The sequence below is a fragment of the Raineya sp. genome (genome assembly GCF_053497555.1).
In genome coordinates, this window is the sequence record NZ_JBRCWE010000092.1 from 1 (window position 1) to 24,212 (window position 24,212).

Sequence of the window (24,212 nt, forward strand, 5' to 3'; positions counted from 1 at the left end):
GGTGAAACCCCTGTAATGAAAAACCTATCTACAATGCCCTGCTGGGTAGCGTTTTTGATTGCCTCGTAAAATTTTCGCACATAACCATTCAGCGATACCGTTTCTTTGAACTCCTGTATGCTACGGGCAAGAATTTCATTCGTGAAGTGGTCGTATTCATCTACGAGTAAATAGATTTTCTCACTTTTAGAAGGGTAGCTTCTAAAAAAATGTGTAAGCATCTCCTCTGCTTTCTCAAAAGAAAAAATTTCCTTTTTCTTATCTGCTTCAAAAATGGAATTTCTTTCAAAAAACTCACTCAAAGCCGCCATTACCTTAGAATTGAAGCCTTCTCGGCTACTTTCGGCTGTTGTAGTATCTATGGCACTAAAATTAAAATACAATATCCGATAGCTATTTGCCTTTGGAGTAGGGTTTTTGCCAATATAATAACGACCAAAAAGTTCCTGAAAATCAGCCTTTCGGTTTATATCGTAATAGTGTTCCAAAAGCGATACAAACAAACTTTTCCCAAAACGACGAGGACGCAAATAGCTCACAAATTTTTCTTGCCTTTTCTCAAATAGTTCAATGTAGGAAGTTTTATCCACATACACATAATTTTGTGTAGCTATCTGTGCAAAATTGCTGATTCCGTAAGGGAAAAAAACTTGTTTCATAAAGAAGCGTTTATCGGTTCAATACTCCTGAAAGTTTAGGTCTTTGCCAAAAGTTTCCTCCAGCTGACTTACCGACCAAATAGCAAGGGCAAATACCACCGCTCCTACTACTGCGGCACTTTCTAGCCTCCCCAAAGAGCTTTTGAGCAAGTTGTAACTTACATCAACAAGTACAAAAGAGCCTCTTACAAAATTTGGCACGGTGGTAGTTACGGTTGCTCGCAAATTTGTACCAAAATGCTCCGATACCGAAGTAATAGAAATTACCCAATACCCCGAAGCCACTCCCAACACAAAACACAAGGCATAAAACATCTCCAATGAAATGCCCCCACTCAATAAATAAATGGCACTAAAAACAGAACCAAGGGTGAGGAATAGAAATTGCACTTTTTTACGAGAGCGTGTCCATTGACTTATCAGACCACTTGCCATATCTCCTACACTCAAGCCCGCATAAGCAAATAGTATCGCCCAACGTGGCAAAGGAATTTCAGGCATTTGTAAGGCTTCGCCAAACTCTTTACAAAAAGAAACTAAAAGCCCTATCACATACCAAACAGGAATGGTGCAAATAATAGAATAGATGTAAATTTTCAATCTTTTAGGATTGTTGAAAATCATTGCAAAATTGCCCCTTTGTACGCCTTCTACTTTGGATTGTGAAAATAGACCTGATTCGGCTACTCCTACTCTCAAAAGTAATAGTGCAATTCCCATACCGCCACCTATCCAGAAGGCAGGTCGCCAGCCAAATTTATTACTTATCAGTGAAGCTACCACCGCCCCCAAAAGCCCTACCGAAGCCACCACCGTAACCCCATAACCTCGCCTATCTTTACTCATTATTTCATTGACAAGCGTAATACCCGCCCCCAACTCTCCTGCCAGCCCAATACCCGCAATAAAACGTAAAACCACGTACTGCTCAATACTCGTAACAAAACCATTGGCAATATTGGCAAGCGAATAGGTAATGATAGAGCCAAAAAGCACCGAAAGACGTCCTTTTTTATCGCCCAAAACTCCAAACACAATGCCGCCAAGCAATAGCCCTATCATTTGCGTATTGATAAGCAAATGACCGTAGTTTTCAATATCTTCGGCAGAAGTATAGCCCAAACCTTTCAGGCTTTCTATGCGAATAATACTGAAAAGCAATAAATCGTAAATATCTACAAAATACCCCAGTGCCGCTACCATTACGGTAAGCCAAATTTTTTGAGTAGAAATTTTACCCTCCATAGATTTATTGATTTGTTGTTTTCTGTACTTGTTTGATATACAATTTGCTATGCAAATCTAAAAAACTTTTCAAGATTTACTGAAAATTTGACAAAAAACAAAAAAGGCTTGAATATTTTGGTAAATATTCAAAGCCTTTGAAAGGAGGTTTTAGCTGTAGGGGAAGGAATCGAACCTTCACAGGGAGATTAGGCAAAAGGCTTCGTAGCTGTAATATTTACACCTACCGAGCCACAGCTTTTTTTCTGTATCCCCGCCCCCGAGAATGGAGGGTGTGTCTGCCAGAATTTCACCACCCTACAAGGTAGTAACTGAATTTCTGCTACAATATTAAAGGAAACACGATTTTACTGCAAATTTTTTCAAAAAAACTTTCAAAAAATTATGATTTTTTCAAAAATATTCATTTTATTTGAAAAATTTTCAAAAACCCTCTTTGGATATGCCCGAAAATTATCAATTTGATAAAACCGACTTTCGCATCATCAATTTGCTTTTACAAGATGCTAATCAGCCATATAGCAGTGTAGCAGAAAAGGCTTTTGTTTCCAATGGCACCGTACACGTAAGAATGGAAAAGCTCAAAAGATTGGGAGTAGTACAAGGAGCTACTCTCAAAGTAGATTATCACAAACTTGGGTGGGATATTACCGCATTTATTGGTATTTATTTGGATAAAAGTTCGCTATACGAAGAAGCCGTAGAAGCCTTAGAGGCTATTCCCGAAGTGGTAAACTTGCATTATACGACAGGAGCATATAGTATTTTTGCAAAAATTATTTGCAAAGACACCAATCATTTGCGATCCGTACTAAACGAGAAAATTCAAACCGTGCCCGGTGTGCAACGTACCGAAACTTTTATTTCATTAGAAGAGCGGCTCAATCGCCCATTATTACTCCAATAGTGCCTGATAGACAATATCTTGCACTTTTCGGCGGGTGTGCTGTTTGATAATGCGGTTGTTGTCGTTGGGATGCACACGATTGGAAAGAAAAATGATAATCAGTTCTTTTTCAGGCTCCACCCAAGCTACTGTACCCGTATAGCCTGAATGTCCGTAAGATTTTTGTGTAGAAAACTGCGAAATATAAGTAAAAACAGCATCTTTGGGCGGTTTATCCCAACCCAAACCTCTACGATTGAGGCTATCGGTTTGTGAAGTAAAAAGTTCAAGGGTTTCGGGAACAAGATAGCGAACTCCCCCATAATACCCTTTTTGCAGATTCATCTGCAAAAGTTTGGCAAGGTCGTTGGCTGTACCAAAAAGCCCTGCGTGTCCCGCTACGCCCCCAATGAGTGCGGCAGTAGGGTCGTGTACGGTGCCCCAAATAAGTTCTCGGCGGAAATACTTATCGTTTTCAGTGGGAACTATTCGTTCTTTGGGAAAATGTTCCAGTGGCTTATAGCAAAGGGTATTTGCTCCCAAAGGTAAATAGAAATTTCGCCTCAAAAACTTATCCATCGGCTCATTGAGCAATTTATCAACGATTTTTTTCATTATGAAAAATCCTAAATCGCTGTATTCGTAAGGATAACGTTTGCCTTTCTTTTTGAGCAAATCGGTTTGAATCAGCCACTTCCAAACAATATCCTCAATATCTTTGCGAGCAAATAAATTGGGGGCAACTTGCACGCAAAAAGTATCATTTTTGGTGTAGCTGAAGTATTTTTCGGAAGGCTCTCGCATTTTACCCAAAGTACGCTTGTAAAAGAGTTCATAAGGTTTCAGCCCCGCCTGATGAAGCAAAATATCGTGAATAATCAAATTTTTTTTATTGCTTTTAGCAAGTTCAGGTAAGTATTCGGAGGCTTTGAGCGAAAGGTCTAATTTGCCTACATCAAAAAGAAACATCAAGGCTTGTGTAGTACCCGCTACCTTGCTAATAGAGGCTAAATCGTAAATACTTTGCAAAGTAACCTTCTGCGTACCTTCATATTCGTGATAGCCGTAGGCTTTGTGCCATATTACCTTTCCCTTGCGAGCTACAAGCACCTGACAGCCCGGGAAAACTCTATTCAAAATGGCACTCTGAATAAGGGTATCCATTTTACGAAGTGTATCGCTACTCATTCCGACACTTTCAGGACTGAAACCATATTGCAAGCGAGCTATTTCCGTAGTTTTTTGTCCGTCTCCTTCTCGGATATTCCCCACAGATACAGGCATCTCTCCTTCTGTGCCAAAAGCCCCAAAGACCATTTGTGGAACGTATTTGAGCGTAAATTCATTCTCCTCATAAGCCACCAAAGCATTGCGAGGCTTGAAAAATCGCATACTATACGGATTGCCAAATACACAAAGCAATGTATTTTTATGCTTGCGTTGAATTTGCTCTACTGCTCGGATAGTGAGACTATCAATACCATATTTTTTGGTAGCAAGTCTGCTCATTCCAAAAATACCTACAACTAAAGTTTTGCTACTATCTATTTTTTGCAGTTTTTCAGCAATATTTTGCCAATTTTCTTTGGTAGTTTGCAAACTCAAATGCTCAAATTCGGTATAATTGGAAAGCATTTCCTGCCAAATTTGCTCAGTTTTCGGACTTGCATTGATTGCCACCGAAGCAAAGCTATGAAAGTCTAAATGTACAAAAGGCATCAAACTATCCTGATTACGAGCCAGTGTGATAGATTTCTGGTAGATTTTTTCGGTGAGTTCCTCAAATTCTTTTTCAGGATTAAGTTCTTGGGTTAAATTTTGCAAGGCAATGGGCTTGTAGCAATGAAGTTCTGCTTGGTACTTGGCTCTCAAAATTTTCTTAACACTTCGCTCAAAATCCTCTTTTTTGATTTTTTTCTTTTTCAATGCCTTTTTAATGGCTTTCACTGCCAAAGGGATATTGGTTGGAAATAGCAAAACATCATTTCCCGCTTGCAAGGCAAGCACTTCCAATTCGCCTGCGGGAAAATAATCGCTTACTCCCTTCATATTGAGGGCATCGGTAAAAATAAGCCCCGAAAATCCCATTTTTTGCGTAAGCAAATTTTTAATTACATTTTCAGAAAGCGTTGTAGCATAATTAGGACGCGTTTCGTAGGCAGGTATATTCAAATGAGCAACCATTATACCCTGCACACCCGCCTCAATCAGTTGGCGAAAAGGATAAAGTTCAAGGCTATCCAAACGCTCTGTGCTGTGTTTGAGTTGAGGCAAAGCATAGTGCGAGTCTTGGTCTGTATCACCGTGCCCAGGGAAATGTTTGGCTACTGCCATTATACCACTTTTTTGCAAACCTCGCATATAGGCTATGCCTTTGCGAGCCACTTTTTCTTTATTTTCCCCAAAAGAGCGGAAACCTATCACAGGGTTAGCGGGGTTGTTGTTTATATCAACCACAGGGGCGAAATTTACGTGTATGCCCAAGCGTTTGCACTGCTTACCAATTTGTTCACCCATTGCCTCAATAAGGCTATCGTTTTCTGCTCGCAATGCCCCCAAGGTAATCTGATAAGGATACGCCAAAGTGCTATCCAGACGCATAGCCAGCCCCCATTCGGCATCAATGGCAATAAGCAGTGGCACTTCACTTTTAGCTTGGTACCGATTGGTCAGTTGGGCTTGCTTGTACGGATTGCCTTGAAAAAATATCAGTCCGCCGATATGATAGTCTTTGATGAGTTTTTCAATTTCTCGGTAGTGTTTTTCATCTTTATTGGAATACGCCGCCACCATAAAAAGTTGCCCGATTTTTTCATCAAGGCTCAACCTACGAAAAACACTATCTACCCAACGCTCCTGCTGACTGAAAAAAACAAAATTTGGCTCAATATATTTTTCTGCAAACGAAACTGCTTTTTTATGCTGTAACAGATGAAACAAAGGAATAAGAGCAGGCAATAAAGCCACTGCTACAAGTTTTTTATACATAGTGCAGGTTATTTTCCTTCCAAAGGTAAGGCAAATTTTGTTCCAAAAGAAAGTTTTTGAAAAGGATTTAATGAGGAATGTAATACAAAACGGCAATACCCTATAATGATACTGCCGCTTACAATTTTTCTAAAACACTTGCAAAATTACAAAATCATCAGCCAATTATGTGTATCTTCAATTTCACCATTGCGAAGTTGGGTGAGATAGTCGTAAATTTTATTGCCCAAAGTACGTTTTTCAAGTGGTGGAAGTTCAAAATCTCTGCCCTCGTAGTGCATAATTTTTACGTGAGCAACCACTGCCGCCGTACCCAAACCAAAGGCTTCGTCTAATGTGCCGTTTTGCAATGCCTCCACAATTTCTTTCACGCTCACCTTACGTTCTTCTACTTCATAGCCCCACTCACGAGCCAGTGTAAGAACGCTATCGCGTGTAACTCCTTTCAGAATAGTATCTCCAAGTTCAGGTGTAATTACTTTATTTCCTATTCGGAACATAATATTCATTGTCCCTACTTCCTCAATATATTCATGGGTAAGGCTATTAGTCCATAAAGCCTGATGATAGCCCATTTTTTGCACTTTTACAGCTCCATACAAAGAAGCGGCGTAATTCCCTGCGGTTTTGGCACAGCCTATGCCTCCTTGAGCTACCCGAGAATAATGGGTTTCTATTTTCAGGCGAACAGGCTCGGAATAGTAATTGCCCACAGGACAAGTAAAAATGATAAATTTGTACTCTTGCGAAGGTCTTACCCCCAAAAACTCCTCGGAAGCAAACATAAAAGGACGAATGTACAAACTTGCTCCTTTTTGCTTGGGTATCCATTTTTTATCAATTTCCAAGAGTTGTTTTATTCCCCCTATGAATAAATCTTCGGGCACAGCAGGCATACACATTCTTTCAGCAGAAGCCAGCATACGCTTATGGTTTTCCCAAGGTCTGAAAACAGAAATACGCCCATCTTTCATATATTGAGCTTTCAGCCCCTCGAAAATGCTTTGTCCGTAATGCAATACAGACATTGCAGGACTCATATACAAATTCCCATAGGGCATCACTTTGGCACTTACCCACTCACCATTTTTGTATTCGGCTACAAGCATATGGTCTGCAAAAACTCTCCCGAAGCCAAGATTATCAAAATCTACGCCATCTATACGAGATTTTGAAGTAAGTTCAATTTCCAAAGGCAATGTTTCAATCATAAATTCGTTGTTTAGATGTTTTAGATGCGTGGTTTCCAAGGTATTTCGTCAATGCCGAGTTCTTGGTGCATTTTTCGGCAAAGAACAAACAAATAATCCGAAAGTCGGTTGAGATAGCGAACTATTAGCTCGCCTGCTACAATTTCCTCCTCGTGAGAAAGTTTCAGCACCAATCTTTCGGCACGGCGACAAACGGTGCGAGCAATATGCCCAAATGAAATAGAAGGATGCCCACCGGGTAAAATAAAAAACCGCATTGCAGGCAATTCTTCGTCCATTTTATCAATTTCTTTTTCTAAAAACTCTACATCAGTTTCCAGTAAATCTGGCACTTTCTTTTTTTGATTTTCGGGTTCAGAAGCCAGTAGTGAGCCTATCGTAAAAAGTCTGTCCTGAATTTCTTTCAAAACATCTTTTCGCTTTTCATTCACTTCTTGGTCGCGAACCAGCCCTATGTAAGAATTGAGTTCATCTACGGTTCCATAGCTTTCTATACGTAAATGAAATTTCGCTACTCTTTTGCCACTTACAAGGGAAGTTTGCCCCTTATCGCCTGTTTTAGTATAAATTTTCACAGAAAACTCTTGTATTTTTTTGCTAACGCAAAGAAAAGCATTTTTATTGTAAAACCCAAATGCCCTTGCAAAGTTTGAGGCAAATCAGAGAAGAAACTTGTAGGCAAATTTCTTGTATAAAACTTGTTATTTTTGATTTTTTAGCTTACTTTGATGAAATTTTGCAACCCTAAAAAGATTTGGGTTGGAAGTTTGATTTACTTCAAGTGCTGTTTTGAGTTTTACAAAAACACCTAAATTTTTTGCCTATGATTGCTGATATTTTACCTGTACGATACTCCCAAACCGAGTTGGTAGAGCTGATGATTCCTGCTTATGCCAATTTTGGCGGAAAAATTCACGGCGGAATTTTACTTTCCATAATGGATAAAGTCGCTTATGCCTGTGCCTCCAAACACGCAGGGGCGTATTGCGTAACCGTAACGGTAGATAATGTAGAATTTTTAAGCCCTGTGGAAGTAGGTGATTTGGTACGCTTCGCCGCATCAGTCAATTATGTAGGAAAAACTTCTTTGGTTGTAGGCATCAAAGTAACTGCTGAAAACATCAAAACAGGTGAGCAAAGACACACCAATACAAGTTATTTCACAATGGTTGCTAAAGACGAAACGGGCAAACCTACCCTTGTGCCTCGTTTGCTATTAGAAACCGAAGACGAAATAAGACGTTTTTTGGAAGCAATGAAACGCAAAGAGCTAAAAAAAGAGTATATGCAAATTTTTCACGATGCCAAAACAGATTTGAATATCGCCAGCGAAATTCAAAAACTTTCACAAGAACGGTGCGTGATTGCTCTCAGAAATTTGTAGGCTTTGAATGATGTTGCCGCTTTTGGCGGCAACATCATTACTAAAAATTAAATATGCAAAGGTCTATTTTCAGAGGCGGCAAGACAAGCCTCTTTTACAGCTTCCATATAAGTAGGGTGAGCGTGGCTTTGGCGAGCAATATCTTCGGCAGAAGCCCTAAATTCCATTGCTGTTACACCAACGGCAATCATATCGGCGGCTCTTGCTCCAATAATATGCATACCTAAAATTTCATCAGTATCTTTGTGAGCAAGCACTTTTACAAGTCCGTCTATATCCATACTTGCTCTTGCCCTGCCCAACGCCCTATAAGGAAATTGCCCCACTTTGTAAGGAATACCTTTTTGCTTGAGTTCCTCCTCGGTATAACCCACTCCTGCCACTTCGGGCCAAGTATAAACCACATTTGGAATAAGCAAATAGTTGATATGCGGCTTTTGTCCTGCAATAGTTTCAGCAACAAAAATGCCCTCTTCTTCGGCTTTGTGGGCAAGCATAGCACCACGTACTACATCGCCTATGGCGTAGATGCCTTTCACTTTGGTTTCTAAATGTTCATCAACTTCTATTCTGCCTCTTTCATCAGTTTTCAGACCTGCATTTTCCAGAGCCAGTCCTTCGGTATAAGGCTTTCTACCAATAGAAATGAGGCAGTATTCGGCTCTAAACTCTTGACTTTCACCTTTGGCATTATCGGCTTTTACAATTACTTCTTTGCCCGTGTTTTCTACCGAAGTAACTTTGTGGTTGAAGTGGAAATCAATACCTAATTTCTTGGTAGCTTTGAATAGTTCCTTGCCCATCGTGCCGTCCATTGTAGGAATCATTGAGCTGGCATATTCTATCATTGTAACTTTCGTGCCAAGACGAGCATATACCGAACCCAACTCCGCACCAATTACCCCCGCACCAATTACAATCATTGATTTAGGGAGTTTTTCCAAACTTAGTGCCTCCGTAGAGGTAATGATGCGTTTTTTATCAATTTGCACGCCGGGTAAAGTGGCAGGCTTGGAGCCTGTGGCAATAATGATGTTTTTAGCAGTAATTTGCTCAGTAGAGCCATCTGCTTTTGTAATTTTGAGTGTATTTTTATCTACAAAAGAGCCGATTCCATTAAAAACACTGATTTTATTTTTATTCATTAAAAACTGAACACCATCGCAAGTCATTTTTACAACTTCGGCTTTGCGTTTTATCATTTGTTCAAAATCAACTTTTACCTCTTTTACTTTGATGCCGTGTTCGGCGAAGGTGTGCAAGGCATTGTAATAATGCTCCGAAGAGTCTAATAAGGCTTTAGAAGGAATACAACCCACATTCAGGCAAGTTCCTCCAAGCGTATTGTATTTTTCAATAATGGCGGTTTTGAAACCCAATTGAGCAGAACGAATAGCGGCAACATATCCGCCCGGACCCGAACCAATAACGGCTACATCAAATTGAAACTGCATTTTCAGTAAGGTTTATGGTTGAAAAAAAAATTTGGTGTGAAAATAACTAACTCGGAGAATATTTCCAAAAAATTGCGAGGAGGTTCATTGAAAAAAGACAGAAAAAAGTGTTTTTTGCAGAAATGATGAGAAAGTTCTTTGTAGCCCCGGCGGGAATCGAACCCACATCAAAAGTTTAGGAAACTTCTATTCTATCCATTGAACTACGGGGCCTTTGTGTATAAGTAAAGCAAATTGGGCTTTTTAATTTTTTAATCTTGGCAAAAAATCACCGCAAAAATATCTTTTTCGCTTCAATCCTACAAATCTGCAATCAAGTTTTTTGAAATTTCCTGCAAGAGTATTCTGAAAAACGCTAACTTTGCAGTCCTAAAAAATAAGCTATACGAGAATGAAACCTGTGAGAGTTCGTTTTGCTCCCAGTCCTACGGGAGGTTTGCATATTGGCGGGGTTCGCACCGCTCTTTACAACTATTTACTTGCCAAACAAACAGGCGGAACTTTTATCATACGCATTGAAGACACCGACCAAACTCGCTATGTAGAAGGTGCAGAAGAGTATATCATTGAGGCTCTGCGTTGGGTAGGCATAGAAGCCGATGAAAGTCCTGAAAAAGGTGGCAAACACGCTCCTTACCGCCAGTCGGAAAGAAAACCTATTTATCAGGAATATGTAAAAAAACTTATTGAAAACGGCAGTGCCTACTATGCTTTTGATACCGAAGAAGAGCTGGAAGCTATGCGTCAGCGATTGGAGGCGGCAAAGGCAAAAAGTGCCTCCTACAATATGGTTTCGCGTATGCAGATGAAAAATTCGCTCACTTTGCCTGCCGATGAAGTAGAAAAACGCTTGCAAAGTGGTGAGCCGTATGTGATACGTCTTAAAGTACCTGCCAAACAAACCATTCGCTTCAAAGACCTAATACGAGGCTGGGTTGCCGTAGAAAGTGCTACGTTAGACGATAAAGTTTTGCTCAAATCTGATGGTATGCCTACCTACCACCTTGCCAATGTAGTTGATGACCACCTAATGGAAATCACTCACGTAATTCGTGGCGAAGAGTGGCTACCTTCTGCTCCTTTCCACGTGCTACTGTATCAGATGTTTGGCTGGGAACACCCCGAATTTGCTCATTTACCGCTTATTCTCAAACCTGACCTCAAAGACAGCAAAGGAAAAATTATCCAGGAAAATCACGGCAAACTTTCCAAACGCGATGCCGAAGCTATGGGCTTTCCTATTTTTCCGCTTACTTGGCAAGGTTCTATCGGCTATCGTGAAGCAGGGTATCTGCCCGAAGCGATTATCAACTTCTTGGCTCTTTTGGGCTGGAATCCGGGCACCAATCAAGAGATTTTTTCAATGCAGGAGCTTATACAGCTATTTTCTGTGGAACGTATCGGCAAATCGGGCTCAAAATTTGAAATTGAAAAAGCCAAATGGTTCAATCAGCAGTATTTGCGAATGAAATCGGGCAAAGAGTTGCTTCCATACCTAACAGAAGGTTTGCAAAAAGCTGGTATTCATTCTGCTAAATACAATGAAGAGCAACTCATCGCTATTTGCGAAGTAATGAAAGAGCGTGCCACTTTCCCTGATGATATTTGGCGTGAAGCTCGTTATTTCTTTGAAAGACCTGCTACTTATGACGAGAACGTTATCAAACAAAAATGGAATGAGCAGACTTCCGAAGTAATTGCTTCGCTCAAAGAACAATTTGCCCAAGAAAGTGATTTTACAGGTGAAAAAGCAAAAGAAGCCTTACACCAAGAAGCTGAAAAAAGAGGCTTGAAAATGGGACAAGTAATGCCTGTTTTGCGTGTGGCTCTTACAGGCGTTGGTGCAGGACCCGATTTAGCCGCTATTATGCAGATTTTAGGCAAAAATGAAGTGGTAGAGCGTTTGGAAAATGCTTTGAAAGCTATTGCCATTCCGCAATAAATGTAATTCGTACTTCTGGCAAGGATTTTTCTTCACAAGGCAAAATCCTTGCTTGTACAAATCCTTTCTATGAACTCCCCAAAGCCCCTTGAAAAAAATGCGAATAATTCCTGCGATAGATATTATTGAGGGCAAGTGTGTTCGCCTTACGCAAGGCGATTATGCCCAAAAGAAAATTTACAACGAAAACCCGCTGGAAGTAGCCCAACAATTTGAAGCGGCAGGCTTTCGCTACTTACATTTGGTAGATTTAGACGGAGCAAAAGCTAAAAAAGTCATCAATCTGAAAGTTTTGGAGCAAATTGCCCGCCAAACCTCATTGCAAATAGATTTTGGCGGAGGTGTGCAATCTGATGAAGATTTAGAAAAAGTTTTCAACGCAGGAGCAAAGCAAATTACTGCGGGCAGTATCGCTATACGAAACCCCGATTTAGTGCAAAAATGGATAGATACGTATGGAGCAGAGCGTATTATCCTGGGGGCAGATGTTCGCGGCGAGCAAATTGCTGTAAGTGGCTGGCAAGAAGTTGCTAGCCAAAGTCTTTGGGAGTTTTTGGATTTTTATGAAAAAAAAGGCATACAATACGTTATTTGCACTGATGTAAGTAAAGACGGGCTCTTGCAAGGAACAGCAACCCATTTATATCAGAAAATTTTACAAAAATTCCCTACCCTCAAGCTCATTGCAAGTGGTGGAGTGGCTTCTTTGCAAGATATTGAGGCTTTACAAAATATCGGTGTAAAGGGGGTAATTATCGGTAAAGCCATTTACGAGGGCAAAATTTCCTTGCAAGCATTAAAGCCCTTTTGTTGATTCTTATTTTTGAAAACAGATTTTTACGCAAAAAATATTGCACTTTTCAGAAAAACCTTTTAGTTTTCGCAAAAAAAGCTATGGCAAAGAAAAGTGTAAGTAAAAATCGTACCCAAGAAAAGCACTTGGCAGTGGCTTTGCAAGGGGGTGGCTCTCACGGAGCATTTACTTGGGGAGTTTTAGATAGGCTCTTGGAAGAGGAAAATTTGAAACTAGACGGCTTTTGCGGCACAAGTGCAGGAGCTATGAATGCTACAGTGCTGGCGTATGGTTTAATGCTTGGTGGCAGAGAAAAAGCCCGTGAACTTCTGCATACCTTTTGGACAAAAATTTCAGAAGCCTCACGCTTTTCGCTATTGCAACCTACTTGGCTCGATAAGCTCAATAGCGAAGGAAATATGGATTATTCGCCCGGTTTTCTGTATTTTGAGTTTCTTTCAATGTTCTCCTCGCCTTTTCAGTTCAACCCTATGGACTACAACCCCCTGCGAGATGTGCTGTTGGAAATCGTAGATTTTGAAAGACTCAAAGCCTGCCAAGAAACGAAACTTTTTGTATGTGCCACCAATGTACGCACAGGGAGAGCCAAAGTTTTTGACTTAAAAAATATTTCCATTGATGCCGTTATGGCTTCGGGCTGTTTGCCTTTCTTGTTCAAAACCGTAACTATTGATGGCGAAGACTACTGGGACGGCGGCTATATGGGAAATCCGCCTATGTTTCCGCTCATTGATGGTACAAGTTGTAGCGATATTCTTATTGTGCAAATCAACCCTATTCATATTGAAGAAAGCCCTACCGAAGCCGCCGCTATTCGCGACCGAATCAATGAAATTAGCTTCAACACGCCTCTAATGCTTGAAATGCGTAAAGTAGCCTTCATAGATAGACTGCTGGATATGGGTATCAACCCAGACGGCAAATTTAGACGTATTTTTATTCATCAAATCAATCCTGAAAAAGATATTGCTGACTACAACGTTTCCAGCAAACTTAATGCTACTTGGGAATTTATTGACCACCTTTTCCGTATGGGCAGAAAGTACGCCTCCGAATGGCTTGACCTACACTACGATAGTATCGGGGTTCGTTCCTCTTGTGATATTCGTAAAACTTTCCTATAAACCCAAAATTAAATCGTATGAGTAATGTGTATGAAAATGCCGAATTAGACAATATGTTCTTTGAAGCAGATGAGCTTATCAAGCAAAATCGCATAGGCGATGCTATTAGCAAACTACAAGAAATCACCCAAATCAATCCTGCTTATGGCAGAGCCTACAATCATTTGGGTTGGATTTATGAAACCAAAATGAAAGATTACCTCAAAGCAGAGGAGTATTACAAAAAATCTCTGGAAAACTCGCCCGAATATTTGCCCGCATACATCAACTATGCCATTTGTCTTTCTACTATGAACAAATTTGAAGAACTCAAAGAACATTTGGAAGTTGCTCTCAAACAGCCGGGTATTGCTATGAATCAGATTTATAATGAATATGCCATAATGTATGAAATACAGGGCGATTACGACAAAGCTATTGAAAACTACCAAAAAGCTATCAATCTTTCACTCAACCAAAACGATATTCAAATTTATCAAGAATCTATCAGCCGTTGTAATATGAAAAGGGGGAGATACTAATAGGTTCAAAAGTTTTAAGTTAAAATTAGAATTTATACTTCTAAATGAAGCAATACCACGTTTTAGCTTGGATTTCAATGGTTTTTGCAGGGCTTACCTCTGTAATTGCTAAAGCAGGTTTGAAAAATGTTTCAGGAGATACAGGGCTAGCTATCAGAACACTTTTTGTCTTTGCCTTTGTATGGCTCAATATTTTTGCTTTCAATTCTTTGAAAGATTTTTCAAATCTCACCAAAAATGACATGTTATTTTTGGGTATTTCAGGACTTACTACCTCACTTTCTTGGATTTTTTACTACAAAGCTATCAAAATGGGTTCAGTTTCAGAAGTTGCTCTCATTGATAAAGGAAGCATACTCATTACGCTTTTACTTTCTTTTATCTTTTTGAACGAAACTTTTACGTGGCGAATCCTGCTTGGAGCTTTGCTAATTATTGCAGGAATTTTGGTACTTTCTTGGAAATAAAAGCATTTTTTCAAACCAAATTCACTATTGTTGTTGTTATTGAGATTGAAAGAAAGCAATGAAAAAAACATCAGAACAAATAGCGGGCTATCTTTTAGAAATTGAAGCGATACGCCTACGCCCCAATGAGCCTTTTCAGTGGGCTTCGGGTTGGCTCTCACCTATTTATTGTGATAATCGTCTTACGCTCTCTTTTCCGCAAATCCGCACTTTTATTAAAAATGCCTTTGTTGAAACTATTAAACATCATTTCTCTCAAGTAGAGTGTATTGCAGGGGTAGCCACCGCAGGCATTCCACAAGCCTCGCTCATTGCCGATGCAATGAATTTGCCTTTGGTATATGTACGTTCGGAAGCTAAAAAACACGGGTTAGGCAACCAGATTGAAGGAAAAGTTATCCCCCACCAAAAAGTAGTTGTTATTGAGGATTTGGTTTCTACGGGAGGAAGTTCGGCTAAAGTAATAGAGGCTTTACAAAAAGCAAACTGCAAGGTACTCGGACTTGTTTCCATAATGAACTATGGCTTCGAACAAGCTGAAAAGGTTTTTGAAAATATGAATGTACCCTTTGTTTCACTTACTACTTTCCAAGATGTTGTAGTAGAGGCAATGAAGCGAGATTTGGTAAATGAAAAAGCAATGGCTATTTTGCAAGAATGGCGTAAAAATCCCGAAAACTGGGGGAAAACTATTCAAGTTTAATCTGGCATTATTAGAAGTTTCTTTATGCGTTGGTTTGTATTGGGGATAGTTTGGATACTTGCTTTTCCGCTTTTTTCACAGAAAAAAGTTCTCATTGATAGTTTGCAAAAAGAACTCGAAAAGCACCCCAAACCTGATAGCATACGCTTACAAATTTTGATAGAACTCGGTTGGCAGTACCGCAATGCCAATATCAACAAAGCCTTTGAATACAACCGCGATGCTGTTTATCTTGCCAATGAACTGAAAAATGAAGCTATTTTAGCCAAAATTTTCAACCACAGAGGCATTCTGTACCGAAATATTAGCGACTTTCCCGAAGCAGAAAAAAAGTTCTATGAAGCTCTCCAAATTGCTGAAAAATACCAAAATTTACAAGAAATCGCTTATGCTAACAACAATTTAGGCGATTTGCTCCGACTGACAGGTAATACCACCGAGAGTATCAAATTTATGCAGAAAGCTCAAGAACTTTTCAAGAAACTTAAAGACAAACGAGGTGAAGCCTATACGTATATTCGTTTGAGTGAGGCTTTTCAGAAACTTGGAGATTTAGAAAAAGCCGAAGAAATGGCTCAAAAATGCCTTATCTTACGGCAAGAATTGGGTAACCAGCAAGATTTAGGGGCGGCTCTCAATAGAATAGGAGATATTTTGGTTATTCGTGAAAACTATAACACTGCTTTGGAATACTACCAAAAAGCTTTAGATATTGCTATCAAACAAAACGATGCCACAGCCAAAGTTTCTGCTTTGCAAGATATTGGCAAAGTATTTACTCGTACCCAACGCTACAAAGAAGCTGAACAAAAATTGATGGAAGCATTAGAAATTGCTAAAAACTTTCAAAGCAAAGAGCAAGAAAGCAATATTTACGAACTTCTGAGCGAACTATATGAAAAGCAAAACAATCTTGAAAAAGCCTATTTCTACTACAAAAAAAGGCAGATTTTGCGTGATACTATATTCAGTAACCAACGCATGCTACAAATAGACCAAATGCGTGTGCGTTATGATTTACAACAAAAAGAAAGTGAAAACCAAATCCTGAAAGAAAAACTTCAAAAAGAGCAAATAATTCGTATTTTGGGTTTTATATTTTCTTTTGTAGTACTGCTGGGGGGCGTTTGGATTTTCCTGAACAATCGCAAAATCAATAAAATCAATTACCAACTTGCTGAAAAAAACGATGAAATTAAGAATGCTTTGAAAGAATTGGAAAAAGCCAATCGTCAGATTGTAGCCAAAAACAAAGAAATTGAAATTCGTAACCAAGAAATTGAGCTAAAAAATCAAGATTTTATCCAGAGTATTGGGTATGCTTTGGTGATACAAGAAGCTATGCTGCCCAGCAAAGCAATGCTGGATAGGCTTTTGGAAGAATATTTTGTGATTTGGGAGCCCAAAGATATTGTAAGCGGCGATTTCTATTGGGTGGCAGAAAAAGAAGATTTGCTAATTATTGCCGTAGGTGATTGCACAGGACACGGCGTTCCTGGTGCTCTGATGAGCAGTTTAGGCATAAATGCTCTTAACGTAGTGATTCATGAAAGAGGTATCGTACAACCTGCCGAAATTTTAGAGCAAATGCACCAAGAAACCCTTATTCGTTTGCATAAAGAAGTCAATCAACTCATTGACGGAATGGAACTGGGCGTATTAGTTATTCATAGAGGCAAAAATGTGGTATATTACGCAGGAGCAGGCATACCGCTATACTATGTGCAAGAATATCATCTAAACGTATTAGAAGCTAACAAAAGTTCGGTAGGTAGCAACTTCCGAAATCCTGAACCATTTAATGAGCATAAAATTTATTTGGAATGTCCCACCTATTTCTATATGGCTTCCGATGGCTTCAAAGACCAATTTGGCGGAAAGCAAAATAAAAAATTTGGCTCTAAGCAATTCAAAAGTTTGCTCAAAGAGTTTAGCTTTTTACCCGTAGAACAGCAAAAAAACTTACTTTCCAAAAATTTGTATTTATGGAAAAAAGAAGCCAATGAAGCTCAAACTGATGATATTACGCTGATTGGTTTTCGATGCAATCCTATCAAGCACTTTTCAAGTGCATCTTCTTACGAAAATCACTATCAGACAAACTAGAAACATCACAATAGAAATCCTATTGATGCCGTGCATTATCCGAATATTCTGATTGATAGGATAGCGGGGGTCGTGTTTTTTGAATACTCTTATGAAATATACAAAAACTTCACCTACCTTGAAATATCGCAAAAATTTTGACATATCTTGCAAAATAAATAAACATAAGGTTGTATTGTGTAGTGTAACACTTTTGAGATAGAATTTGTTTCAAAGTTGGCAAGTTATTCCTTCGGCAAGGCGATGTTTTCGCTTGGGGCAGTAACATTGCTTTACTCCAATAACTTACTAATAGCTTCTCTAATTACTTTTTGTTTTTCTAACTTTTGCAAAATAGTAGCTTTGGCGGCTCTTTCGGGGCAGTTATGAGCAATGCAACGCTCACAAGTTTCTCCCACCTTTCGCATTAGCAAATTTTTATTTTGTAAAAAGACTATCTTTTTTTGAGAATGAGACGAAATTTTGATACCTATGGCTACGCTACTCAAAGCAGGTGTGGGCGAAAGAGAGCGTGCCATCGCCAGCACCCAATACCGATTGTCGGAGTTGTAATACTCCGAAATTTGCGATTTGCACAAAATTTCTTTTTCGGGGTTAGTTTTTTGCTGCAAATCTTGCAAAATGCTAATAGAAATCCAACGTCTGCAATAATGCTCCCCAAGTGCAGAGGCATGAGGGTTGTGCAAACCCGAAAGATGAAGTTCTTTTGTCAGATTGAACTGCTTTTCGGCGTTGTCAAATCGCAAGAAAAAAAGTTCATTCAAGCCGAAATGCTTGGGTAGTAAATTGGTAAGACGATACAAGAAAGTTTCAGGACTGACGTGATATTTGGCAAGTAAGTCTATAAGAAAATCTGCCTCAAAACTTTCTTTGCCAAAAAAAATCTCTAAATCTGCAAGCAACTCACTTTCGGGCAAAAGCAATGCCCCTGCAAAATAAGATGCCCGAAAATTACTCAAAACTTCTTCAAAAGATTTTACCTCTACCCAAGAAAACGTATAAGTTCTATAGGTTGGTTTGAGCAAAGCATATCCAATTTCGCGTGCCAACACAAAACGCCTTTGCTCTTCATTAAGCAAGCAATTGATAAGCAATGTTTTACCTTTCAGTAATGAGCGTAAATGTTGGAGAGAGGGTTCAAACTCAAATTCTTGTACTTGAATATGAAATTTTTCCTCTAAAATTTTTTGCAGAGTTTGTGTTTGAGGGATTGAACTTGTTGCAAAATAAATTTCTCTGCATTTTTTAGCTTCTGTTTCTATATCGGCAAAATAGTTTTCGTGCATTTCCTGATAAGAACGCAAAGCCGAAAAATAAAACTCCTCAATTTGCATATCATAACTGCGAGCTATTTCCAGCAGTGTACTAATAAAAGCTGTTACTTTATCAGGAGCATTGACAAGAATTTCTAAAAACTGAGCTGGCTCAATGCCAAATATTTCAAGGGGAAATTCCTCAAAAAAGCCCGAAGCAAGCAATTTACTAAGTGGCAGGAGTTTTTTGTTGAGTTTGAGCGAAACAAGCCAATCGTAATTTACACCCAAAGTTTCGGCAAGTGTGGCAATTTTTTCACTTTGCGGATATTTTTTGCCTTTCTCTATTTCGTTGAGATACGAAACAGAAATGCCTGTCTTGTGGGCAAGTTCGGAAAGAGAAAGTCCTTTTTCTTGTCTTGCCTGCTTGACCTTCAAGCCAAAAATAAGCCGTATGTGTTCTTTGGTTATCAATCTATGCCCAAGATAAAAATGATTTTCACAATTTTGTTTATGAAAAATGTATCTAATTTGAAATTATTGCTCATTCAGCAGTTTTTCTACCTCTTTGCGAAGTGTAGGCAAGTGATTTACAATAATACTCCATAGATAGGTAATTTATTTTTTTCTATTTCCCGAATAAAGTATGGATTTTTCAGAGAGCGTTCGGTAAGTAAATCTACTTTCCTTTGTAAAAGTGCCTCCAATTCATAAGTTAAATTCCATAAATGTTCGCCTGCTTCAACAGGCTCTAAATCATTAAGCAAGGAAACTAAAAAGTCTACATCACTATTTGGATTAAATTTTTCAGTAAGTACCGAACCAAACAAAAAAGCCCTCTCTATTTTGTGTTTTTTCAATAAGCAAATAATATCAGGCAATAAAGCTTTTATAGAATGGTGCAACATACTACGAACATATTTCACAAAAACACTTCTCTCAAATTGCAAGTAGATTCTACCCCGATTTTTTCATAATTTTCAGCAAGCCACTTTTCGGCGGCTTCTCTGCCATAAGCACGCAAACGCAAAAGAAATTTCCAGTCGGCATTGAGCTTACTGGAAACACTCATTTCGCTCATAAGCTCTTCGGGATTGATGTGGTGAATGTTGATTTTTCGCGACTTTCCGTCTAAATTCAACCCGAGTTGTAAGAGTCGCTGTATCAGATTTACACGCCGCATTTCGTGCATCAGGCTCGTGTTGAAACTCAATGTATTGATACGGTCGCGAATTTCATCAGCAGTGCGAGGCACTTCTTTTATTCGTATCGGATTGATTTGTATCAGCAAAATATCGGAAGTTTCGGTATCATTGATAAGCGGGAAAATAGGTGGGTTACCCATATAGCCGCCGTCCCAATAATAATTGCCATCAATTTCTACGGCTTTGAACAAAAAAGGCAAGCAAGCCGAAGCCATAACGGCTTTTAGGCTAATTTCTTCCCCTGAAAAAATCTTTGCCCTACCTGTACAAACATTCGTAGCACACACAAACAACTTACAACCTTTATACGATTTGAGAGCCTCAAAATCTATTAAATTTTCCAAAATGCTTTCCAAAGGGTTGTAATCCAGCAGATTGAACTGGTAAGGCGAAAACATCATTGTAAAGAAATCTAAAACCTGATAAGCAGGCGAATAATCTAACTTACCACTATCGCCAAACCATCTTTCATAAAGACTGGGTTGTATGAAGGAAAATTTTTGCTCATCAGCAATTCTTTTCCAAAATTTATAGAGTAAATCAATAGCTCCTTTTCTGCCACCTTGCATCAAGCCATAAGCCACGATGGTTGCATTCATTGCCCCTGCACTCGTCCCACACAAGCCATCAATTTGCAACCGCTCATCTTCCAAAAGTCTTTCTATTACGCCCCAAGTAAAAGCCCCGTGTGAGCCTCCGCCTTGCAATGCCAAATCCAGTGTTTTCATCAAAAATCTTGGTTTGTGTGCAAATATAAAAAACTTGCAAAGTAAGTGCAAAAATTGTAGCTTTGAAGGGAAAAATTTACGACAAAATACCCGCAAGCGATACTCATATTGAGGCTATCACAATGTTTTTGAATACAAGTTGATTATTAGGTTCAAAAGTTCAGAAACTCAAACCTTGAACTTCAAACCTCAAACCTCAAACCTTTCCAACTTGCTTTCTTAAATTTTGGATAAGCCTTTCCAATGATGTTATCGCTTGTTGAAATCAGTCGCTTTTTTCCGTCCTTAAACTGAAAAAAATGCCAAATACTCAATATCTGAATATTTTACCAAGCAAAATTATCTGCTTCATTACCTATAAAGTTTTGCTAATTTCATTTTTTTTTAGCTTACAAAATGCCTTTGCACAAAGCAAGGCAAATCCTGCTTTGGATAGTATTCCGCCTATTTTGCTTATGGACGAGAGTTTGCAAGCCGAGCTTGCCGATGCCCTTGACCAAATGTATAACTTTCAGTTCCCAACCGCCGAAAAAGAGTTCCTCCGAATACGCCAACGCTATCCCGAACATCCTCTGCCCTATTTTCTGATGGCTTTGAGCCAATGGTGGAAAATTATGCCCGATACCGATAACAATGCCTACGATAATATTTTTTTAGCCTACATTGATAGCACCCTCAACAAAGCCGAAAATCTGTACCGAGCCAATCCCAAAAATGTGGAAGCCTCCTTTTTTTTGGCGGCGGCGTATGGTTTCAAAGGCAGACTCCACGCCGACCGCGAGCAGTGGCTCAAAGCCGCTTCCGCAGGCAGAAATGCCCTACGAAGTATGCGTAGAGGCAAAGAAATCAATGCTTTGAGCCCTGAATTTATGTTCGGGGACGGGCTTTACAACTATTTTGCCGAATGGATACCCGAAAATTACCCTTTTCTTGCCCCTATTGTAGCGGCTTTTCCCAAAGGCAATAAAGCATTGGGCATCAAACAATTGGACGAAGTGGCTCGCAAAGCCTTTTACACGCGTGTAATGGCAAATTATTTCTTGATGTTCATTTACAATGGCGAAGGCAAAACACATCTAGTTGCCCCTATTGCCAAAAGAATGTACGAAACTTATCCTCAAAATCCTTATTTTCACCGAATACACGCTATCAGCACCTTTTTTATGGGGCATAGCGAAGAAGCCGAAATGCTTGCCAAAGAAATTTTAGCCCGAATTGAAAAAAAACAATTTGGTTACGAAGCTATTAGTGGTCGTTTTGCCGCTTATATTTTAGCCCAAACGCATATCGGGAAAGATACCCCCAAAGCTATTGAGTATTTTGAAAAAGTTATTTACTTTGCAGAAAGCATAAAAGCCTACGATTCAGGTTATTATCATACATCTTTGGAATGGCTTTACAGGCACTATCGTCAGCAAGGCGAATTGGAAAAAGCAAGAGGATATTTGGAAAAATTAGCCCGATATGCTGAAAAAAAAAATAAAAAACGTAAAACTGCCCGCAAAGAACTCCGACAACTCAAACGCGATATTAAAAAACAAAAACAGATTGAAGGTTTGTAATTAGTAAAATACACTTGGCAGTTCGTTGTTTTCTTGCTCCTTACGGATTTTTTCACGTTTTTCTACAACAAAAGGGTATATTACGAAGTAAAACACCACCAATGCCAGCGAACCTATAATGATGAGCAGTTTCAAAATAACGTGCATATCCGCATAACGCGTAACAAAGCTTTCTATAAACGCCGCAAGTGTAATGAAAGGCAAAAGACTTAACATTATTTTTCCACCTTTTTCTGCCCCTCGTCTGAAAGATTCGCGACGCGAGTAGGTTTTTGGAAAAAAAATGCTATTACCCATTACTATGCCTGCACCACCTGCCAAAACAATAGACCAAATTTCAATGGTACCGTGCAACCAAATAACACTTGCCGATTCCCAAAGCAAATTTTCCTTGTAAAAAAGTGTTTGAAAAGTACCTACCATTACACCATTTACAAAAAGAATGTACGCCGAGCCAATAGAAAGCAACAAGAAAGCATAAATCCCTACAATGCTTGCAAAACCTCCCCAAACAAAACTCATAAAAGCAACACGAATATTGTTGAAAGCTATCGCCAAAAACATCATTATAGGCTCTTTTTCATCATACACTGCCATAGGCTTGCCCTCTCTAATGTTTTGCAAAGTCATTTCTACATAGCCACTGCCCAAAATACCCCGAGCAAATTCGTATTCGCCTGCTTTGTCGTTGAGGGTAGAAATTACGCCGATAGCACAGGAAATCATAAAAATCACAAAAGCCACCAACATCTGCTTACGTACCGAAGCCATCACCAGCGGGACATCTTTTGTCCAGAATTGGGCAATCTGCGAAAAACGGATACTTTGCTGTTTGTAGATAGTTTGATGTATGCGTGCCGTAAGTGAATTGAGATATTTGGCAATAGGGCTATTGCTATGATGCGTACGTGCATACGAAAGGTCATCGCAGAGTTCTACAAAAATTTCACCGAGCCTATCAGGATGAACAGAACTTACATCGCGAGTTTCCTGCTCAATTTCCTCCCATTTTCTTTTATTCTTGCGTAAAAATACTCCTTCTTTCATCAGATATTTTCAATTTTGCCTGCACTCAAAAAAAGCTGAAACTGCCAAATTTCAAAAATCTCACGCAAGTATACTTTATGATGTTGCGAAAGCCCCGAAACTGCAATGTAGCCTTCATTTCTCAAACGATTTTCAGCCTTTCCGTAAATTAAGCCTTGTTTTTGTGTAAGAAAAAGATATGTTTCGCCTGTTTGTACGTTGTACCAATTTTTAAGGTATGAGCCAATACAAATAGATTTTTCCAAGGGAAAAGTTTTATCCATTTCAAAAGCCCTGTATTCCTGATTTTTGGGAAGCAGACTTATCTGAATTTTCGGCAAACTTTCTACAAACTGCTTTTCGGCGTAATGAGCCAAATAATTGATAAGATTATTTTGCTTGACAAAAGGAATATCGCCTTTATCTGTATCTGTAAAAAATTCGGTTTGGTTTTCTTCCGAAAACAAGCCGTCATCAAGCGTAGGATAAAATTTTTCCTTTACTTCTTCGTGCTTTTCCTCCCTGCGAACTTTTTTGGTTTCGGGGTGAATTTTTTCTTTTTCCAATGCTCGCCAATCGCTTTTCGCCTCAATTTCGGGCTTTTCGGTGCGGATTTCTTCTTTGTGCAAAACTTCTAAAATCTCCTCACTCAAAGGCTCATCTGTTTCGCCTTCGCTACTTACAGCTACCTTTTCAGCAACTTTCATAGGGCTAATTTCCAAAGTGCTTACATCAACCGACATCAGTTGCTCAATAGTAATACCAAACATTTTACTAATTTGCATCATTACGGCAAAATTCGGATTGGCTCTACCCTCCTCATACGAACCTAAAGCCGAACGCTTAATGCCCAAAATTTGAGCAAACTCTTCTTGCGTACAATCGCTGATGTGGCGTAAATAACGTAAATTCTTGCTTAATTGGCTCATTGCTA

22 protein-coding genes and 1 tRNA gene are annotated in these 24,212 nt (G+C 39.2%); 10 read left to right on the forward strand and 13 right to left on the reverse strand.

Translation table 11 applies throughout. The features are described from left to right. A partial coding sequence (locus ACWITO_RS11880) for an AAA family ATPase (RefSeq protein ID WP_448530214.1) occupies nt 1-659 on the reverse strand: 659 nt, incomplete at its 3' end. A gap of 18 nt (nt 660-677) precedes the next feature. Next, nucleotides 678-1,904 (reverse strand): MFS transporter, encoded by a 1,227-nt coding sequence (locus ACWITO_RS11885; protein ID WP_448530215.1) that lies wholly within the window; start codon nt 1,902-1,904, stop codon nt 678-680. Between the two features lie 442 nt (nt 1,905-2,346). On the opposite strand from ACWITO_RS11885, the gene ACWITO_RS11890 reads away from it, so the two are divergent. Next, nucleotides 2,347-2,811 carry an Lrp/AsnC ligand binding domain-containing protein gene (locus ACWITO_RS11890; RefSeq protein WP_448530250.1) on the forward strand — a complete coding sequence of 155 codons (465 nt, stop codon included), beginning with the start codon at nt 2,347-2,349 and terminating at the stop codon, nt 2,809-2,811. Here ACWITO_RS11890 and ACWITO_RS11895 read toward each other — a convergent pair. The 3 genes from ACWITO_RS11895 to ACWITO_RS11905 form a co-directional block, all read right to left on the reverse strand. Continuing rightward, nucleotides 2,800-5,778 carry a glycoside hydrolase family 3 N-terminal domain-containing protein gene (locus ACWITO_RS11895; RefSeq protein WP_448530216.1) on the reverse strand — a complete coding sequence of 993 codons (2,979 nt, stop codon included), beginning with the start codon at nt 5,776-5,778 and terminating at the stop codon, nt 2,800-2,802. The genes ACWITO_RS11890 and ACWITO_RS11895 overlap by 12 nt on opposite strands. Nucleotides 5,779-5,924: 146 nt before the next feature. Continuing rightward, nucleotides 5,925-6,989: a branched-chain amino acid aminotransferase gene (locus tag ACWITO_RS11900; RefSeq protein ID WP_448530217.1), complete on the reverse strand. Its 1,065-nt coding sequence runs from the start codon at nt 6,987-6,989 to the stop codon at nt 5,925-5,927. Between the two features lie 20 nt (nt 6,990-7,009). Then, nucleotides 7,010-7,564, reverse strand: a complete 555-nt coding sequence (locus tag ACWITO_RS11905) for a cob(I)yrinic acid a,c-diamide adenosyltransferase (protein ID WP_448530218.1) — start codon at nt 7,562-7,564, stop codon at nt 7,010-7,012. 248 nt (nt 7,565-7,812) lie between these two features. Between ACWITO_RS11905 and ACWITO_RS11910 the strand changes: the two genes are divergently transcribed. Then, a complete protein-coding gene (locus tag ACWITO_RS11910) occupies nt 7,813-8,373 on the forward strand; it encodes an acyl-CoA thioesterase (protein ID WP_448530219.1) in 561 nt (186 codons plus the stop codon). A gap of 47 nt (nt 8,374-8,420) precedes the next feature. Here ACWITO_RS11910 and lpdA read toward each other — a convergent pair whose 3' ends face one another. Both lpdA and ACWITO_RS11920 read right to left on the reverse strand, forming a co-directional pair. After that, a complete protein-coding gene (gene lpdA / locus ACWITO_RS11915; protein ID WP_448530220.1) occupies nt 8,421-9,827 on the reverse strand; it encodes a dihydrolipoyl dehydrogenase in 1,407 nt (468 codons plus the stop codon). Between the two features lie 141 nt (nt 9,828-9,968). Then, nucleotides 9,969-10,040 (reverse strand) — tRNA-Arg (locus ACWITO_RS11920). Nucleotides 10,041-10,218: 178 nt separating this feature from the next. Between ACWITO_RS11920 and gltX the strand changes: the two genes are divergently transcribed. The 7 genes from gltX to ACWITO_RS11955 all read left to right on the forward strand — a co-directional run bounded on the left by gltX (nt 10,219) and on the right by ACWITO_RS11955 (nt 17,504). Next, nucleotides 10,219-11,769 carry a glutamate--tRNA ligase gene (gene gltX, locus ACWITO_RS11925; RefSeq protein WP_448530221.1) on the forward strand — a complete coding sequence of 517 codons (1,551 nt, stop codon included), beginning with the start codon at nt 10,219-10,221 and terminating at the stop codon, nt 11,767-11,769. Between the two features lie 97 nt (nt 11,770-11,866). Further along, the gene (hisA, locus tag ACWITO_RS11930) at nt 11,867-12,583 is read left to right on the forward strand and encodes a 1-(5-phosphoribosyl)-5-[(5-phosphoribosylamino)methylideneamino]imidazole-4-carboxamide isomerase (protein WP_448530222.1); all 717 of its coding nucleotides are present in this window, start codon (nt 11,867-11,869) and stop codon (nt 12,581-12,583) included. An 80-nt stretch (nt 12,584-12,663) separates the two neighbouring features. Beyond that, nucleotides 12,664-13,707: a patatin-like phospholipase family protein gene (locus ACWITO_RS11935; RefSeq protein WP_448530223.1), complete on the forward strand. Its 1,044-nt coding sequence runs from the start codon at nt 12,664-12,666 to the stop codon at nt 13,705-13,707. A 17-nt stretch (nt 13,708-13,724) separates the two neighbouring features. Beyond that, complete coding sequence (locus ACWITO_RS11940; protein WP_448530224.1) at nt 13,725-14,228, forward strand: tetratricopeptide repeat protein; 504 nt, start codon at nt 13,725-13,727, stop codon at nt 14,226-14,228. Nucleotides 14,229-14,272: 44 nt separating this feature from the next. Then, the gene (locus tag ACWITO_RS11945; RefSeq protein ID WP_448530225.1) at nt 14,273-14,695 is read left to right on the forward strand and encodes an EamA family transporter; all 423 of its coding nucleotides are present in this window, start codon (nt 14,273-14,275) and stop codon (nt 14,693-14,695) included. A gap of 58 nt (nt 14,696-14,753) precedes the next feature. Beyond that, nucleotides 14,754-15,398 carry an orotate phosphoribosyltransferase gene (pyrE, locus tag ACWITO_RS11950; protein ID WP_448530226.1) on the forward strand — a complete coding sequence of 215 codons (645 nt, stop codon included), beginning with the start codon at nt 14,754-14,756 and terminating at the stop codon, nt 15,396-15,398. A 24-nt stretch (nt 15,399-15,422) separates the two neighbouring features. Further along, nucleotides 15,423-17,504, forward strand: a complete 2,082-nt coding sequence (locus tag ACWITO_RS11955; protein ID WP_448530227.1) for a tetratricopeptide repeat protein — start codon at nt 15,423-15,425, stop codon at nt 17,502-17,504. On the opposite strand, the gene ACWITO_RS11960 is transcribed toward ACWITO_RS11955, so the two are convergent. The 4 genes from ACWITO_RS11960 to ACWITO_RS11975 all read right to left on the reverse strand — a co-directional run bounded on the left by ACWITO_RS11960 (nt 17,463) and on the right by ACWITO_RS11975 (nt 20,690). Continuing rightward, nucleotides 17,463-17,648, reverse strand: a complete 186-nt coding sequence (locus ACWITO_RS11960) for a DUF6728 family protein (protein WP_448530228.1) — start codon at nt 17,646-17,648, stop codon at nt 17,463-17,465. The genes ACWITO_RS11955 and ACWITO_RS11960 overlap by 42 nt on opposite strands. Nucleotides 17,649-17,776: 128 nt before the next feature. After that, nucleotides 17,777-19,231, reverse strand: a complete 1,455-nt coding sequence (locus ACWITO_RS11965; protein ID WP_448530229.1) for a helix-turn-helix domain-containing protein — start codon at nt 19,229-19,231, stop codon at nt 17,777-17,779. Nucleotides 19,232-19,347: 116 nt separating this feature from the next. After that, nucleotides 19,348-19,665, reverse strand: a complete 318-nt coding sequence (locus ACWITO_RS11970; RefSeq protein WP_448530230.1) for a nucleotidyltransferase family protein — start codon at nt 19,663-19,665, stop codon at nt 19,348-19,350. A gap of 14 nt (nt 19,666-19,679) precedes the next feature. Further along, nucleotides 19,680-20,690 carry a patatin-like phospholipase family protein gene (locus tag ACWITO_RS11975; RefSeq protein ID WP_448530231.1) on the reverse strand — a complete coding sequence of 337 codons (1,011 nt, stop codon included), beginning with the start codon at nt 20,688-20,690 and terminating at the stop codon, nt 19,680-19,682. Between the two features lie 299 nt (nt 20,691-20,989). Here ACWITO_RS11975 and ACWITO_RS11980 point away from each other — a divergent pair, with 299 nt between their 5' ends. Then, nucleotides 20,990-22,252 (forward strand): hypothetical protein, encoded by a 1,263-nt coding sequence (locus tag ACWITO_RS11980; RefSeq protein ID WP_448530232.1) that lies wholly within the window; start codon nt 20,990-20,992, stop codon nt 22,250-22,252. Here ACWITO_RS11980 and ACWITO_RS11985 read toward each other — a convergent pair whose 3' ends face one another. Then, complete coding sequence (locus tag ACWITO_RS11985; protein ID WP_448530233.1) at nt 22,253-23,299, reverse strand: stage II sporulation protein M; 1,047 nt, start codon at nt 23,297-23,299, stop codon at nt 22,253-22,255. It abuts the gene before it with no gap. Next, nucleotides 23,299-24,207: a helix-turn-helix domain-containing protein gene (locus tag ACWITO_RS11990; RefSeq protein ID WP_448530234.1), complete on the reverse strand. Its 909-nt coding sequence runs from the start codon at nt 24,205-24,207 to the stop codon at nt 23,299-23,301. Before ACWITO_RS11990 ends, ACWITO_RS11985 begins: the two co-directional genes overlap by 1 nt. Nucleotides 24,208-24,212 lie beyond the last annotated feature (5 nt).